The following is a 14,638-nucleotide window of genomic DNA, read 5'->3' as shown; positions in this document are numbered from 1 at the left end:
GCACCGCCTACGCGTTCATCAGCAGATACAGCAGATTGTGGTAGAGGATACCCCGCTCGCCGTCGTGGAGGCCGTCGAGGCCGGCGTCTTCCAGCAGGGCTTCTACCTCTTCGTAGTCGCGGAGGAATTCGATTTCGGGCTCGTCTTCGTCGGGGTGCTGGGTATGGGCCAGGTAGCGGCGCGGCGTTTCCAGGGTAATGAACAGCTTCTGATCCTGCGTTTGGGCCACGAGCAGGGCCGCGCAGGTGCGCAGCGTGTCGTCGTCCTCATCGTCGGCGTGCAGGTACACGGTGGTTTTCTCGGCTTCGGGGGTGTGCAGCAGAAAGGTGGCGAGGTCGAGGGGCATGGCGCGGGGCGTGGGCAAGTTCGGGCCGAAGGTAGGGGTTCCGGGGGTGGCGAGGGGCGGAAGCTTCCGGTCGGATGGCTCCACCCGGCTTTCTGTCTATGGTCTAAATGTGCTTTCTGCAATGTTAGTATCTTGCTTTATTGCTTAGCCTTTCTTTCTACCTTGAGAGGACTACGTCCCCAAATTGTTCATTGCGAAGAAGGGCAAAAAGGCTAGTGGGGAAGCAATGGTTGGTAACTTGGCTCCCCAGGCTCTCAGGCGTCACGCGGCTATATCGAGTGACGGCGGAAGGCAGCAAGCAGGCAGATCTAAGATCTATATGAAAAAGCGCTTTTCTTTCGGGCACTTCCTCTTCATAGCAGTTATCCTGGCTTTCGTTTATAATATCATAATCAAGTACGAAACAAGTTGGAGTAGAGAGGCTCAAACAGGCAGAACTAACCTCATAAACATCAAAAGAATACACCAAGGCATGACAAGCCCAACGGTGCTTGCCATCATGGGCCATCCAGAATCGATAGACACTGTACTTGATGGGCGCACTAAGAAAATTTGGTATTCTTACTCGATTCCTCCCGGTTCCTCAGCAAGCTGCAGTGTCATATTCGATACAACCACTCATGTGCATCACACCTACGTGATAGAAGAATAACTTTCTACTTCCCGCACGTTTTCAATCTATTAGGCAGAGCGGCGCGGTATTACAAATCAGATCGAACACCATCGCAGGCAGTTATTTTTCCTAATGAGAGCACTCAATCAGACGCAAGTATTCGGGGATAAGTCCTCCTTTGCTATTGAGTTCACACCCTCACTGGAATCACCTTTTCCCAAGTACGGCTACGTAAGACTCTGGCTAGGGCAAAAACCCATTATCAACGAAGACGAAGTATGTTACCTACCAAGTTTTAGATCTTCCATAAAATATGTTCTCGATAAAATTCTCCTAAATCCAACGACATTTCACACCAGCCGCTTTGAAGGGAAGTCAGCGCAAGAGATATATAAGATGCTTATGCAAGGCCGCAGTATAGTGAATGCCAAGTGGACAATGGGCACACCAAATCCTATCTTAGGAGGGCTTGATGATTCCGTTTATTTCAAGCATTTACTTCGGTTGGACGAAACGATAGACCCATACTATATTTTTCTACTATCAGATGAGCAGTCATTAACTGTGCTTTGGAAATGCGCCGACAAGCACAATTGCTCACCTCAGGAATTTGGGAAGTTATTTGCTCAAACAGTGCCGATACTCTACTTTTCACAAGTTCTCAAGGATTTCTTAACATTTTTCGATTCGTAAATTCACCCCTGTAAACCATACAAAAAGCCCCGCCGCTGAACGTCAGCGGCGGGGCTTTTCATTGTTGCCTGAAGCAGCCCCAGCAATTCTCTATGTGAGGCGTAGAAGTTACTCCGCACCGCTGAGCGACAGCGGGAACTTCATTCGGACAGATATTCAGTATTTATTTACCTGCTTTTGGATAATAAATACTACTTCCTAGTACGGGCTTACCATTAGGCTTGTATTTAATAGCCTTACGAGGCAAACCATTTGGCCAGAAAGTAAGCACTTTTCTAACCTGCCCAGAGTCGTACTGAATAGCGCTTTTTAATCTACCTAGTATACTAACTTTAAACCATATTCCACTCTTTAGCCCCTCCTGCTTGTTATTGAAGGGTTTCGTAGCTGATACCTCTTCACAGATTAATTGAAATCCAGCTTTTTTAATACAACTCACAATTTCCGAAACAAATAATAAAAGCGCCATCTAATGAGCAAAGCTCTAATAATGGAGCATTTTTATACATTATTTCACCCCTCTCGATTCTGAAAGAATTGGCAACAATTCTGGCACAGGCAGAAGTATCTGGTTGCGAATTCTCGCAGAACTCAATAATCTGTGCCTGGCAGTTAATATACAGTAGCAGAGCAGGAAGAAATACTATTATTCGTTTCATAAGTCATTCAGAAAAGCGCTGAAAGTGGGTAACGGCGTACCTTGGACACACGGCCTCACTGCCTCCAAACCGGCGCGGTTGCAGCACCCGCACTTTCTGCTGCAGACGGTTCAGCTTCTGGCGCATCTTCTCTCACTCTGCAACCAGTACAACTACCGACGTGCGCTGCCCAGCCTCGTTGGTAATGTATTCAACCGTGTTTTTCATCCTGCTCTAAAACTAAAGAAATGGGCCGACGAACTGTCGGCCCGTTTCAGAAACGTTAGGCTCCGCAAGGACTACTGCCCCAGTACCATGGCAAACACCAGCGGGGCCACGATGGTCGCGTCTGATTCGATGATGTACTTGGGCGTGTCCTGACCCAGCTTGCCCCAGGTGATTTTCTCGTTGGGCACAGCACCGGAGTAGGAGCCGTAGGACGTGGTAGAGTCCGAAATCTGGCAGAAGTAGCCCCACAGCGGCACCGAGGTGCGGCCAAGGTCCTGGTGCAACATCGGCACCACGCAGATGGGGAAGTCACCGGCAATGCCGCCGCCAATCTGGAAGAAGCCCACTTTGCTTTCCTCGGTCGCCTGCTTGGTGTACCAGTCGGCCAAGTAAATCATGTACTCGATGCCGGTGCGCACGGTGTGCACGTTCTGAATGTCGCCCGAGATGACGTGGCCGGCGAAGATGTTGCCGAGCGTGGAGTCTTCCCAACCGGGGCAGATGATGGGCAGGTTTTTCTCGGCGGCGGCCAGCATCCAGGAGTCCTTGGGGTCAATCTGGTAGTACTGCTCCAGCTCGCCCGACTTCAGGATCTGGTAGAAGAACTCGTGGGGGAAGTACCGCTCCCCGGCTTTGTCGGCCTGCTCCCAGAACTTAAGCACCGAGTGCTCCAGGCGGCGCATGGCCTCTTCTTCGGGGATGCAGGTATCGGTTACGCGGTTCATGTGGCGCTCCAGCAGGGCCTGCTCGTCGGCCGCCGTCAGGTCGCGGTAGTTGGGTACCCGCTCGTAGAAGTCGTGGGCTACCAGGTTGAAGATATCCTCTTCCAGGTTGGCACCCGTGCAGCTGATGATTTGCACCTTGTCCTGACGGATAAGCTCGGCCAGCTGGATGCCCATTTCGGCGGTGCTCATGGCGCCGGCCAGCGTTATCATCATCTTGCCTCCATCGGCCAGGTGCTTGTTGTAGCCTTCGGCGGCATCAATCAAAGCAGCGGCGTTGAAGTGGCGGTAGTGGTGCTTAAGGAAGTTCGTTACGTTCATCGAAATCGAGGTTTCAGTGGTGGGTGTGCGGTGTACAATCAACTAGCAACCGGGAATCGTTCAATACGGAACTCGTATATCGAAGATTCCGAATAGCGTACTATTGCGGCTGGGTTGCTTGCAAAAGCAGGCTTATTCGGGCTGCTCAATCATCAGGTTGTGGTTGGTGTAAATGCAGATGTCGGCGGCAATGTGCAGGGCTTCCTCCACCATCTGGCGGGCCGTGAGGTGGGGGGCGTGCTTCTTCAGGGCCAGGGCCGCAGCCTGGGCGTACATAGCGCCCGAGCCGATAGCGGCGACGTCGTAATCGGGCTCCAGCACGTCGCCGGTGCCGGCAATGATGAGCAGCTCGTCTTTATCGCAGACCACCATCATGGCTTCGAGCTTGCGCAGGTACTGGTCTTTGCGCCACTCTTTGGCCAGCTCAATGGCCGCGCGGCGCAGCTGCCCGCCGTAGCCGCCCAGCTTTTCCTCAAACTTATCGAGCAACATAAAGGCATCGGCGGTGGAGCCAGCAAAGCCCGTTACCACTTTGCCCTCGTGGAGCTTACGTACTTTGCGCACGTTGCTCTTGGCCACGTGCTTGTCCATAGTGGCCTGGCCGTCGGCGCCGAGGGCAATCTGCCCATTGTGGCGTACACCCAGCACGGTAGTCGAGCGAATTCTCATAGCAGCAATACGAAGAGGAAAAACAGGTTTTTCGGCGGAGAAGGCGCAAAGCTACGCGAATCTGCCGGCAACGCCCAGACTGATCATTCCAAGAAGACTGTCATTCCGAGCGCAGCCGAGGAATCTTGCTAGTGTGGTAATTACTATCACAACATCAGCACGCAAGATTCCTCGGCTGCGCTCGGAATGACGGTTAGACGGAATGACGACCTGGTGTTGACTGCTCAGAGTACTTAGAGTCTACTGCACCGCGTTGCGCGGGTCGGGCTTGGACTTCAGTTCGTAGTCGTGCGGTGGCACGGCGCCGGCCAAGTGCTGCACAAAGTAGTCCCAGCGGCGGCGCATCATGTAGTACGAGGAGGAACCGTAGCCGTGGCGGGCCTGCGGGAATACCACCAGGTCGTAGCTTTTGTTGGCTTTGGTGAGGGCATCCACCACCAGCCAGGTGTTGTAGGGCGGCACGTTGTCGTCCATCAGGCCGTGGGCCAGCAGGAGCTTGCCCTGGAGGTTTTTGGCGAAGGGCACGTTAGCTTGGTTGTCGTAGTTGGTGGTGCCGTCGGGGTTGGTTTTGAGCAGGCCGATGTAGCGCTCCGCCCAGTCGTCCTCGTAGTTGCGGTTTTCGTGGTTGCCGGACTCCGAAATGCCTACTTTGAAGAACTCGGGGTAGCGGAACATAGCTGCTGCCGTGGCGTAGCCCCCACCCGAGTGCCCCCAGATGCCGGCCCGCTCCAGGTCGATGTAGGGGTACTTCTGGGCTAGCTGGCGCATGCCGGTTATCTGGTCCGACAGCGTGTTTTCGGCCATGTTGCCGTAACAGGCATCGTGGTAGCTCTTGGAGCGCAGCGGGTTGCAGCTGCCCTCAATCACCACCACCACGAAGCCCAGCTCGGCCAGGGCCTGGTTGTCGTTGCGGGCCGAACTGAACGACCAGCTGCCTACGCCTCCACCCTGCGGGCCGGGGTAGATGTAGTTGATGATGGGGTACTTTTTGCCGGGGTCCAGCGTGGTGGGCGTAAACATCAGCCCGTAGAGGTCGGTCTGCCCGTCGGCGGCTTTCACCGTGACGGGCGTAGGCGCTTTCCAGCCGGTGGCCGTGAGGCGGGAAACGTCGGTTTTTTCCAGGGTCGAGAGCAGCTTGCCATCGGTGGCGCGCAGCACCGTCACGCCGGGGCGGTCGGGCTGGGAGTAGGTATCGATGAAGTACTGGCCCGAGGGCGAGAAAGTCACCTGGTGGTTGCCGGGCTCGGGCGTGAGCAGCTTCAGGTTTTTGCCATCCAGCCCGATGCGGTAGAGGTGCGTGAAGTAGGGGTTGCCCGGTTCCCGGCCGTCGGCCAGGAAATAAACTTCGCGCCGCTTTTCATCTACCTTTACCAGCTGCGTAACAACAAAATTCCCCTTGGTAATCTGCTGCTTTACCTTGCCGCTGGTAGCATCGTAGAGGTAGAGGTGGCCCCAGTTATCACGCTCCGAGTACCAGATAATTTCCTTGCTTTTGGGCAGGTAGCGCCAGTTGATGGCACCCTGCCCCGACTCGTACTGCGTGGCTACGGTTTCCGAAAACACGTCCCGCACCGCGCCGGTGGTGGCATCGGCAATGCGGAATTTCTCCTCCTTATGGTCGCGGGAAGTTGATACGAAGGCCAGCTCCCGGGTATCAGGGCTCCAGTCCACGTCGTCGAAGGTGCCGCTGCTGGAAATGTCGTCGGAGAGCGTGCCGCGGTGCGGGTCGGGGGGCATCTGGAAGCGCACCACTTTGGGGCTGTTCACTTCGATGACCACCCGCTCGATGGTGGCAATGTCCTGGTCGCCGGGCAGCGGGTACTTCCACGCCTCCAGCTTCGGATGGCCTACGTTGGTGGTCACCAGATACATGTCGCCCACGCGGCGCTGGTCCTGGCGGAAGGTGGCAATCTTGCGCGAGTCGGGCGACCAGCGCAGCACGGGCTTGTCGCTGTGGGTCCAGCCGGCGTTGTCGGTGGCGTAGCCGTAGTCCTTGGCGCCGTCGGTGGTGAGCTGGGTTAGGTGGTTGGTGTTGGTGTCGCGCACCCACAGGTTATCGTCCTTGATGAAGGCGGCCAGCTTGCCGTCGGGCGACTCAATTTCGTTGCCGGCGTTGGCATAAGGCGCTGCCGGGGCCGCGTCGGGACTCAGCTGGCCACTTCCTACGCTGTACTTCCAGGCTTTGCCGTTGGCGGCGAAGGATATGGTCTTCGCATCGGGCGAAAACGAGAGCGTGCGGAAAGGCAACCGATTGGCCTCGTACGTCTTGCCACTGGCTGCCGACAGCGCAGCCGCTAGCTTGGCTTGGTCGAAAGCCGGCTTACGGGTTTTGCGGGCCGGGTCTACCAGGATAAACTCGCTGCCCCGGGCCGTGAGCACGCGGTACCAGAACCGGTCATTGTCCAGCCAGTTGGGCTGGCCAGCGCTGCCATCTACCAGCGCTTGGGTGTTGTAGCTCAGAAACCGCTCGGCCCGGGCGTAGTCCTGGGCGGTGAGAGCGGGCCGCTGCTGGGCCGAGGCCACCGAGACGCAGAAAGCGGCGGCGGTGAAGGCCAGTAAATACTTGCGCATAGGGGGTGAAAAACGTGACGTATCCGCCCGACCCGGACGGGGGACGGAAGGTAGCACCAATCCCCGAAACGCGCACCGCCGGCCCGGGAGCCCGCCCAAACAAAGAGGGCCAGCCGTTGAGCCTCAGGAGCACGAAAAACCCTGGCCGAGCAAAGCTCAACCAGGGTCTACGTAAGCACAACTGACGCTCTTATCAGATGAGCATGCGCATGGGGTCTTCCAGCAGGCTCTTCAGCGTCTGGAGGAAGGCAGCGCCGGTGGCGCCATCCACCACGCGGTGGTCGCAGCTCAAGGTCACCTTCATCACGTTGCCGATGGCCAGCTGGCCGTCCTTCACCACAGCCGTTTGCTTGATGCCGCCCACCGCCAGGATGCAGGCATCCGGCGGGTTGATGATGGCCGTGAACTCCTCGATGCCAAACATGCCCAGGTTGGAGATGGTGAAGGTGCTGCCCTCCCACTCGCTGGGCTGCAGCTTCTTGGTTTTGGCTTTTTCAGCCAGGCTCTTCACTTCCGTGGCAATGGTCGACAGACCTTTGCCGTCGGCGTTGCGCACCACGGGCACCAGCAGGCCATCTTCTACGGCTACGGCTACCCCAATATTCACCAGCTTGTTGACGCGGATTTTGTCGCCCAGCCAGGAGGAGTTGACGGCTGGGTGCTGCTTCAGCGCCACGGCGGCGGCTTTAACCACCAGGTCGTTGAACGACAGCTTCACCGGCGACAGCGCGTTGAGCTGGGTGCGCACTTCCATGGCCCGGTCCATCAGGATTTCCATCGTCAGATAGAAATGCGGGGCCGTAAACAGGCTTTCCGACAGACGGCGGGCAATAACCTTGCGCATCTGCGACACCGGCGTGTCAGTGTACGTGTCGGGAGAAGCAGCCACCGCCGGGGCCAGGCCGCCGGTAGTTGCCGGCGCGGGCGCCGCAGCTTTGGGAGCTTCGGCGGCCGGGGCAGCTGACGCGGCTTGTGGAGCGGGCTGTGCGGCAGCAGCCCCGGCTGGAGCAGCTTCCAGGTCGCGGGACACGATGCGGCCGTTTTCGCCCGAGCCTTTGATGGTATTCAGGTCGATGCCTTTGTCTTTGGCAATGCTCTTGGCCAGCGGGGAGGCGAAGATGCGGCCACCAGCGGCGGGAGCAGCCGGTGCAGCTTCAGGAGCCGGAGCGGGGGCCGAGGTGGTAGCAGCTGCCGGAGCAGCGTCGGCCGCAGCCGGAGCCGCGCCGCCGCTTTGCCCGCCCAGCAGGGCCTGTACGTCGGCGCCTTCCTCGCCAATGATGGCCAGAATGCCGTCAACGGGAATGGCTTCGCCTTCCTTCGGGCCGATGTATAGCACGGTACCGTCCTCGTAGTTGTCCAGCTCCATGGTTGCCTTGTCGGTTTCCACTTCCGCCAGCACGTCGCCAGACTTCACCTTGTCGCCTACTTTCTTAAGCCAGGCGGCAATAGTACCTTCCGTCATCGTGTCGCTCATTTTGGGCATCCGGATGACGGTGGCTTTCTTGCCATTGCCAGCCGCCGGGGCGACGGGTACCGCAGCTGCCGGGGCTGGAGCCGGTGCAGGCGCGGGAGTAGGTGCAGGCACAGGGGCCGGAGCTGCTTCGGGCTTGGGAGCTTCGGCCGCGGGGGGCCGGGGCTGGGGCCGCCCCCCCACTTAGCAGGGCCGAAATATCTTCGCCTTCCTTGCCCACAATAGCCAGCAGACCATCCACGGGCACAGATTCGCCTTGTTTGGGGCCGATATGCAGCAGGGTGCCGTCCTCGTAATTTTCCAGCTCCATGGTGGCTTTGTCGGTTTCGACTTCGGCCAGAATATCCCCGGATTTTACTTTATCTCCCACTTTCTTGAGCCACGAGGCAATGACCCCTTCGGTCATTGTGTCGCTCATTTTGGGCATTTTTATGACTTCGGCCATCAGCGTCTTCGGTTGAGTTGAGGGTCAAAAATAGACCGGATTTTTGGGGGGCGCAAACTACGCTTTTATCTTGTAGGCCCGGAAAGCCCGGCGAAAATTCGCCCTGAAATCCTGGCCTGCTGGTTCTGCTAACGTAAGTGAGCCTGGTAGCGGCCAGTCTGACTAGAAACGTGTTTCCTGCAGGTGCCGCAGATCCAGAAAGCTGCGCACCGTAAACAGGCTGCCGGTATAGTGCAGCTTGTAGAGGCAGAGGTTGTGGTGCTCGAAGGAATCCATCTGGCTCAGCGGATAGCCCAGCAGCTGGCACAGCAGCACCCGCATGGCCCGGCCATGCATGCACACCAGCACGGTTTCTTCCTCGGGCCGGGAAACGAGCAAGTCAATTACCGGGCGCTGCCGGGCCGCCACCTCGTCGGGACTTTCGCCGCCCAGCATGGCCAGGCTGGTATTGCCCAGGCGCCATTGCTGCAGCACGTAGTGGTACTCTTCATCTTCTTCGGGTGTGATGCGGGTGCCTTCGCGCACGCCCCAGCTGATTTCGTTGAGGCCTGGGTGCTGCTCGTGCGGCAAACCCAGTTCCAGAAACCCCTGTACCGATTGATGGGTGCGCCGCAGCCCCGATGTATACACTTTGGCGAACGGCACGTGCTGATAGGCGGCAAAAAACTGGGTTGCCTGCCGCCGCCCGGCCGCGTTCAGGTCGGAGTCGACGCCGCTGCCCTGCACGATGCCCTGCACGTTGAAATCGGTTTGTCCGTGTCGGATAAGGTAAATTTTTTTGACGCTCACTGGCCCGCTGCATTTGCTATGAGCCGTTAAAATACACGCTTTCCGCCGGGCTTTGCGCATCGGGCGGCATCTTTTCCGGGGCGTTGGCTAGCTTCGCGGCATCCTTGAGGCGGCGTTTGCGGTTATACCGTTCCGACGGTCTTTCCTCTGGCCTCTTTCTTTATATGACGCTCGAACAACTGCAGCACTGGGTACGCAAGCGCCCGACTCTGGCCGATACGCTCGGAATTGAACTGACTGCCCTCACCCCCGACTACCTCGAAGGCCGCATGCCCGTAGACGGCCGCACCCACCAGCCGATGGGTTTGCTGCACGGCGGCGCCTCCGTGGCGTTGGCCGAAACGCTGGGCAGCATCGGGGCCGCCACCAAAATCGACCCCACCAAGCAAGCCTGCGTAGGCCTGGAAATCAACGCCAACCACATCAAGGGCGTGCGCGAGGGGTACGTAGTTGGGCGGGCCACGGCGCTGCACGTGGGGCGCAGCACGCAGGTCTGGGAAATCCGCATTACCCATGAAGAAACCGGCGCGCTGGTGTGCATCAGCCGCATTACCATGGCCGTCATCGACCTTCCCGCAGCCCCGGATAAGGCATGAGCAGCTTGCAGCAGATAACCTGGAACCCGGCTTTGCCCGTAGCGGTCCGGCTGCGCCAGCTGGTGGCTTTGGCCCTGAGCAGCGGCCGACCAGTGGCTTTGTGGCGGCTGCCCGGTGCTGCCCATGCCCGCCTTTGCCTGAGTTTGAAGGTAGACGCGGCCTACGCCGGCCTGCCGCCCGCGCTGGAGCCTACGGCCCCGGCGGGCTTTGCCTTTTTCCCGTTCCGGGACTCCGACCACAACCCGCCGTTCTTTTTCCCCGCCGACTTATTCTTTGACCTGGCCCGGCCCGAGGAAATCCAGGTGAGCGCGGCGGCCGCGGCCCGACTGCCGGAGCTGCGGCAGCGGTTTGCCGCCCTGCCGGCCGAGGCCCCGCTAACCTGGCACGTGAGTCCGCAGCCCGCACCGGCCACCGCCTCCCGCCCCGAGTATGAAACCCTGGTGGCAGCGGGCGTGGAGGCCATTGAGGCCGGCACCGTGCGCAAAGTGGTATCGAGCCGGGCCGTGCTTCGGCCCCTGCCGCCGGGGTTTGATGCCTTGGCCGCGTTTGAGGAGCTTCAGACGCGCTACCCCAACGCCTTCGTGTCGTTGGTGAGTGCGCCGGGCGCGGGCACCTGGCTGGGCGCTACGCCGGAAGTGCTGGCCGAAATCGACGAAAGCAACACGTTCCGGACAATGGCGCTGGCCGGCACCCAGCCGCTGCTGCCGGGCATGAAACCCGCCACGGCCAAGTGGGCGCACAAAGACATCGAAGAGCACGCGCTGGTGGCCCGCTACATCGTGAACTGCTTTAAGCAGCTGCGCCTGCGCGAGTACGACGAGCAGGGGCCGCGCACGGTAGTGGCCGGGCAGCTCCTGCACCTGCGCACCGATTTTGCCGTGCACCTCGACCAGGTTCCTTTTCCATCTTTGGGTACCGATATGCTGCGCCTGCTCCACCCCACCCCGGCCGTGGGCGGTGTGCCCCGGCAGCCGGCCCTGGATTTTCTGCGCCAACACGAAAACTATGACCGGGCCTACTACGCGGGGTTCCTGGGGCCCGTAAACCTACCTAACGCGGGCGTCACGCGGTTGTTTGTAAATCTGCGCTGCCTGCAGCTGCGGCCCACCGAAGCCATCCTCTACGCCGGCACCGGCCTCACCATCGACTCCGACCCGGCCCGGGAGTGGCAGGAAACCGAGCTGAAGCTGCGCACCGTAGGCGCTATTCTGGAGTAAATACGCCCGGGCTTCAGCCTACCCCGAGCATATCATTCACTTATTTTTCTCCTTATGGAAACCAGCCTTCACCAACAGCTCGAAACCTACGTCACCCGCAATAACTTTCCGGCGGAGAGTTGGCCGGCCAGAGGCCTTAACCCATCTGATGAGGAAGTACAGCAGGATATGCAGCAGGCTATTATCGACTTTGTACGCCACCTGCAGGCCGCGCTGCCTACCGCCGCCCCGGGCAGCCCGGAGCTGACGGCCAGCGTGCAGTCGTTTTTGGAGGAATGGGACACCGACGATTTTGACACGGAGGAACGGGACTTTCTCTATGATGTAGCCTGTACCATTATGCGCGAAGCCGGCGTAAACCCGGCGCACATTCAACTCTAACGTCCATTTACAGCCTCCCCTATACCTGTTCCGACGTACCGGACCTCAGACTCGCGCTACCTTCCACCTATGGCTTCCCTCCAAGCGGTTCATAACATTCCCGAAATCTGCGCTCAGCTGGGCATTACGGACGTGGTGCTGTCGCCCGGCTCCCGGTGCGCGCCGCTTACCATTGCTTTTGCCCGCCACCCCGGGATTCAGGTGCGCACGGTGCCCGACGAGCGGGCCGCCGCCTTCATCGCGCTGGGGCTGGCCCAGGCGCAAAAGCGGGCCGTGGCGCTGGTTTGCACCTCCGGCACCGCCGGCCTGAACTACGCCCCGGCCGTGGCGGAAGCCTATTTTCAGCAAATTCCGCTGGTGGTTTTCACCGCCGACCGCCCCCCGGAGTGGATAGACCAACTCGATGGCCAAACCATCCGCCAGGCCGACCTGTACGGGGCGCATGCCAAAGGCTCCTTCCAGTTCCCGGCCGATACCACTCACGCCGACGCGCATTGGCACGCGACGCGCCTCGTGTCGGAAGCCATTGGGCTGGCCGAGCAGTTTCCGGCCGGGCCGGTGCAGGTGAACGTGCCGCTGCGGGAGCCATTTTACCCCCAGCAAGGCGAGGAGCTGCAGTTCGGGCCAGTACGCGTAACCCGTGAGCTGCCCGGCCGGCCGCAGCTGCCCGCCTCCACGCTGGCAGAGCTGCGCGACGCTATCCGTAATACCAGCCGCGTGCTGGTAGTGGCCGGCCAGCACCCCGCCGATACGGAGCTGCTGCTGGCCTTGCACCGGTTTGCGGCGGCCTGGCAGGCGCCCGTGGTGGGCGACGTAATTGCCAACCTGCACCTGCCCGCTGCTCCCGGCTACGAACAGCGCCGACGCCCCCTGGGCCGCCAGGACGTATTTATGGCCGTGCCGGAGCCGGGCCTGAAGGAAGCCCTGAAACCGGAGCTGCTCATCACCTTCGGCCAGTCGCTCATTTCCAAAGCCCTGAAGCTGTATCTGCGCAACGCCAAACCTGCCCAGCACTGGCACGTGCAACCCGCCGGGGCAGTGGCCGATACCTTCCAGGCCTTAACGAAGGTGGTGCGGATGGGGCCGGCCGATTTCTTTGCGGCGCTGAGTGGGGAAGGTTCAACTTCTTATGCGGCCCTGGCTTCTGATGGTTCGATTCCAACCATTACCGCATCCAGCCAAGCTGCCCAGCCCGATGCTACCCGCGTGGCACCGGTGCCCCAGCCGCTGGGGCAACCCGCCCGCCTGACCTGGACCGCTACTGAGTCGGACTTGGCCAAGGCGGCTTACCTGCGGCCGTGGCTGGCGGCGGAAAACTGGGCCATGGGGTTTCTGCGCGAATTCATGCAAAAGCCCAATCAGCCTTTTAACGAGTTTACGGCTATCTACCGCGCCCTGCAGCACTTGCCCGACCGCACGGCCCTGCACCTGGCCAACAGCATGGCCGTGCGCTACGCCAACATTCTGGGACTGCCGCCGGAGCGCTTCGTGGAAGTGTTTGCCAACCGCGGCACCAGCGGCATCGACGGCTGCACCAGCACGGCCGTGGGCGCGGCCCTGGCTCAGCCCGCGCGGCCGGTGGTGCTGCTTACCGGCGACGTGGCTTTCTTTTACGACCGCAACGCCTTCTGGCACAACTACCCTACAACCAACCTACGCGTGATTCTGCTGAATAACCACGCCGGGGGCATTTTCCGGCTGATTGACGGGCCGCGCCAGCAGCCGGAGCTAGAAGAGTTTTTTGAGACGCGCCAGCCCCTGCGAGGCGAGAATACGGCCCGCGACTTTGGCCTGCGCTACCTGGCCGTTTCAACATTTGCTGAACTAGAGTCGGCGCTACCGGTTTTCTTTGCAGCGGAATCCGGCGCCGGGCTGCTCGAAATCACCACCGACAGCCCCACCAACGCCGAATTCTTTGAACAGTACCGGGCTGCGGTCCGCACTTCTTTTTCCTAAAGCACTCAGCGCCTTCTGCGCAATCATCCGCGTCCTCTGCGGGCTTAATCTATCACAACGACGAAGCCCGCAGAGGACGCCGAAGAAAACGCCGAAGACGCAGAAACCAACGACTTACCTATGAACTGGACGACCATCAAGGAGTTCCGCGAAATCCTCTTCACGCAGGCGGGCGGCATCGCCAAAATCAGCATCAACCGCCCGCAGGTGCACAACGCCTTCACCCCGCTCACGGTGCAGGAAATGATTGAGGCCATGCGCATCTGCCAGGACCGGACCGATATCGGCGTCATCATTCTCACGGGCGAAGGCGGCAAGGCCTTCTGCTCGGGTGGCGACCAGAGCGTGCGGGGCCACGGCGGCTACGTGGGCGAAGACACCGTACCCCGCCTGAACGTGCTGGAGCTTCAGAAAATCATTCGCTCTATTCCCAAGCCCGTGGTGGCTATGGTGGCTGGCTGGGCTATCGGGGGCGGGCACGTGCTGCACGTGGTGTGCGACCTGACCATTGCCGCCGACAACGCCCGCTTCGGACAGACCGGCCCCAACGTGGGTTCGTTCGACGGTGGTTTTGGGGCCTCCTACCTTGCTCGCATTGTAGGTCAGAAGAAAGCACGCGAAATCTGGTTTTTGTGCGACCAGTACGACGCCCAGGAAGCTCTCGACATGGGCCTCGTAAACAAAATGGTGCCGCTGGACAAGCTGGAAGAGACCACTGTAGCCTGGTGCCACAAAATCCTGCAGAAGAGCCCTCTGGCGCTGCGCATGCTGAAATCCTCGTTTAATGCCGAGTTGGACGGGCAGGCTGGGATTCAGGAGCTGGCCGGCAACGCCACTTTGCTGTACTACCTCAGCGAAGAAGCCAAGGAAGGCCGCAACGCCTTTATCGAGAAGCGCCAGCCGGATTTCTCGAAGTACCCGAAGTTCCCGTAACGCCTCGTTGCGCTGTTTCGGCCCCGAAAGCGGCTCGTGCCTTGAGGGT

13 protein-coding genes and 1 pseudogene are annotated in these 14,638 nt (G+C 59.8%); 7 read left to right on the top strand and 7 right to left on the bottom strand.

Annotated elements, in window-relative coordinates; all coding sequences use genetic code 11:
- Positions 1-7 precede the first annotated feature (7 nt).
- Positions 8-364: a hypothetical protein gene (locus tag LRS06_RS16050; RefSeq protein ID WP_257872400.1), complete on the bottom strand. Its 357-nt coding sequence runs from the start codon at positions 362-364 to the stop codon at positions 8-10.
- A gap of 166 nt (positions 365-530) precedes the next feature.
- Here LRS06_RS16050 and LRS06_RS16045 point away from each other — a divergent pair, with 166 nt between their 5' ends.
- Positions 531-998, top strand: coding sequence for a hypothetical protein (locus LRS06_RS16045; RefSeq protein WP_257872399.1), 468 nt, complete (start codon positions 531-533; stop codon positions 996-998).
- A gap of 93 nt (positions 999-1,091) precedes the next feature.
- On the top strand, positions 1,092-1,652 hold the full coding sequence (locus tag LRS06_RS16040) for a hypothetical protein (RefSeq protein WP_257872398.1): 561 nt from the start codon (positions 1,092-1,094) through the stop codon (positions 1,650-1,652).
- A 163-nt stretch (positions 1,653-1,815) separates the two neighbouring features.
- Here LRS06_RS16040 and LRS06_RS16035 read toward each other — a convergent pair whose 3' ends face one another.
- The 6 genes and pseudogenes from LRS06_RS16035 to LRS06_RS16010 all read right to left on the bottom strand — a co-directional run bounded on the left by LRS06_RS16035 (position 1,816) and on the right by LRS06_RS16010 (position 9,506).
- Entirely contained in the window at positions 1,816-2,121 is a 306-nt protein-coding gene (locus LRS06_RS16035) for a hypothetical protein (RefSeq protein ID WP_257872397.1), read from the bottom strand.
- Positions 2,122-2,589: 468 nt separating this feature from the next.
- On the bottom strand, positions 2,590-3,561 hold the full coding sequence (locus LRS06_RS16030) for a deoxyhypusine synthase family protein (RefSeq protein WP_257873423.1): 972 nt from the start codon (positions 3,559-3,561) through the stop codon (positions 2,590-2,592).
- 132 nt (positions 3,562-3,693) lie between these two features.
- Positions 3,694-4,230 carry an ATP-dependent protease subunit HslV gene (gene hslV, locus LRS06_RS16025; RefSeq protein WP_257872396.1) on the bottom strand — a complete coding sequence of 179 codons (537 nt, stop codon included), beginning with the start codon at positions 4,228-4,230 and terminating at the stop codon, positions 3,694-3,696.
- A 240-nt stretch (positions 4,231-4,470) separates the two neighbouring features.
- Positions 4,471-6,801, bottom strand: coding sequence for a S9 family peptidase (locus LRS06_RS16020; protein WP_257872395.1), 2,331 nt, complete (start codon positions 6,799-6,801; stop codon positions 4,471-4,473).
- Between the two features lie 193 nt (positions 6,802-6,994).
- A pseudogene (locus LRS06_RS16015) lies at positions 6,995-8,717 on the bottom strand (pyruvate dehydrogenase complex dihydrolipoamide acetyltransferase).
- 162 nt (positions 8,718-8,879) lie between these two features.
- Entirely contained in the window at positions 8,880-9,506 is a 627-nt protein-coding gene (locus LRS06_RS16010) for a histidine phosphatase family protein (protein WP_257872394.1), read from the bottom strand.
- A 164-nt stretch (positions 9,507-9,670) separates the two neighbouring features.
- Here LRS06_RS16010 and LRS06_RS16005 point away from each other — a divergent pair, with 164 nt between their 5' ends.
- The 5 genes from LRS06_RS16005 to menB all read left to right on the top strand — a co-directional run bounded on the left by LRS06_RS16005 (position 9,671) and on the right by menB (position 14,589).
- Entirely contained in the window at positions 9,671-10,102 is a 432-nt protein-coding gene (locus tag LRS06_RS16005) for a hotdog fold thioesterase (protein ID WP_257872393.1), read from the top strand.
- Positions 10,099-11,319, top strand: a complete 1,221-nt coding sequence (locus LRS06_RS16000) for a chorismate-binding protein (protein ID WP_257872392.1) — start codon at positions 10,099-10,101, stop codon at positions 11,317-11,319. Before LRS06_RS16005 ends, LRS06_RS16000 begins: the two co-directional genes overlap by 4 nt.
- Before the next feature lie 54 nt (positions 11,320-11,373).
- Entirely contained in the window at positions 11,374-11,700 is a 327-nt protein-coding gene (locus tag LRS06_RS15995; RefSeq protein ID WP_257872391.1) for a hypothetical protein, read from the top strand.
- A gap of 69 nt (positions 11,701-11,769) precedes the next feature.
- Positions 11,770-13,656, top strand: coding sequence for a 2-succinyl-5-enolpyruvyl-6-hydroxy-3-cyclohexene-1-carboxylic-acid synthase (gene menD, locus LRS06_RS15990; protein ID WP_257872390.1), 1,887 nt, complete (start codon positions 11,770-11,772; stop codon positions 13,654-13,656).
- 120 nt (positions 13,657-13,776) lie between these two features.
- Entirely contained in the window at positions 13,777-14,589 is an 813-nt protein-coding gene (gene menB, locus LRS06_RS15985; protein WP_257872389.1) for a 1,4-dihydroxy-2-naphthoyl-CoA synthase, read from the top strand.
- Positions 14,590-14,638: the final 49 nt, after the last annotated feature.

Source organism: Hymenobacter sp. J193, assembly GCF_024700075.1.
Taxonomy (GTDB): Bacteria; Bacteroidota; Bacteroidia; order Cytophagales; family Hymenobacteraceae; genus Hymenobacter.
The sequence above is the reverse complement of the archived record's forward strand: the minus strand, read 5'-3'. Positions and strand labels throughout refer to the sequence as shown.

Excerpts from the sequence above, each read along its gene's own strand:
- LRS06_RS15995 (WP_257872391.1), top strand. The coding sequence starts at position 11,374 with ATGGAAACCAGCCTTCACCAACAGCTCGAAACCTACGTCACCCGCAAT.
- LRS06_RS16005 (WP_257872393.1), top strand. The coding sequence starts at position 9,671 with ATGACGCTCGAACAACTGCAGCACTGGGTACGCAAGCGCCCGACTCTG.
- menD (WP_257872390.1), top strand. The coding sequence starts at position 11,770 with ATGGCTTCCCTCCAAGCGGTTCATAACATTCCCGAAATCTGCGCTCAG.
- LRS06_RS16040 (WP_257872398.1), top strand. The coding sequence starts at position 1,092 with ATGAGAGCACTCAATCAGACGCAAGTATTCGGGGATAAGTCCTCCTTT.
- menB (WP_257872389.1), top strand. The coding sequence starts at position 13,777 with ATGAACTGGACGACCATCAAGGAGTTCCGCGAAATCCTCTTCACGCAG.
- LRS06_RS16020 (WP_257872395.1), bottom strand. The coding sequence starts at position 6,801 with ATGCGCAAGTATTTACTGGCCTTCACCGCCGCCGCTTTCTGCGTCTCG.
- LRS06_RS16000 (WP_257872392.1), top strand. The coding sequence starts at position 10,099 with ATGAGCAGCTTGCAGCAGATAACCTGGAACCCGGCTTTGCCCGTAGCG.
- LRS06_RS16035 (WP_257872397.1), bottom strand. The coding sequence starts at position 2,121 with ATGGCGCTTTTATTATTTGTTTCGGAAATTGTGAGTTGTATTAAAAAA.
- hslV (WP_257872396.1), bottom strand. The coding sequence starts at position 4,230 with ATGAGAATTCGCTCGACTACCGTGCTGGGTGTACGCCACAATGGGCAG.
- LRS06_RS16030 (WP_257873423.1), bottom strand. The coding sequence starts at position 3,561 with ATGAACGTAACGAACTTCCTTAAGCACCACTACCGCCACTTCAACGCC.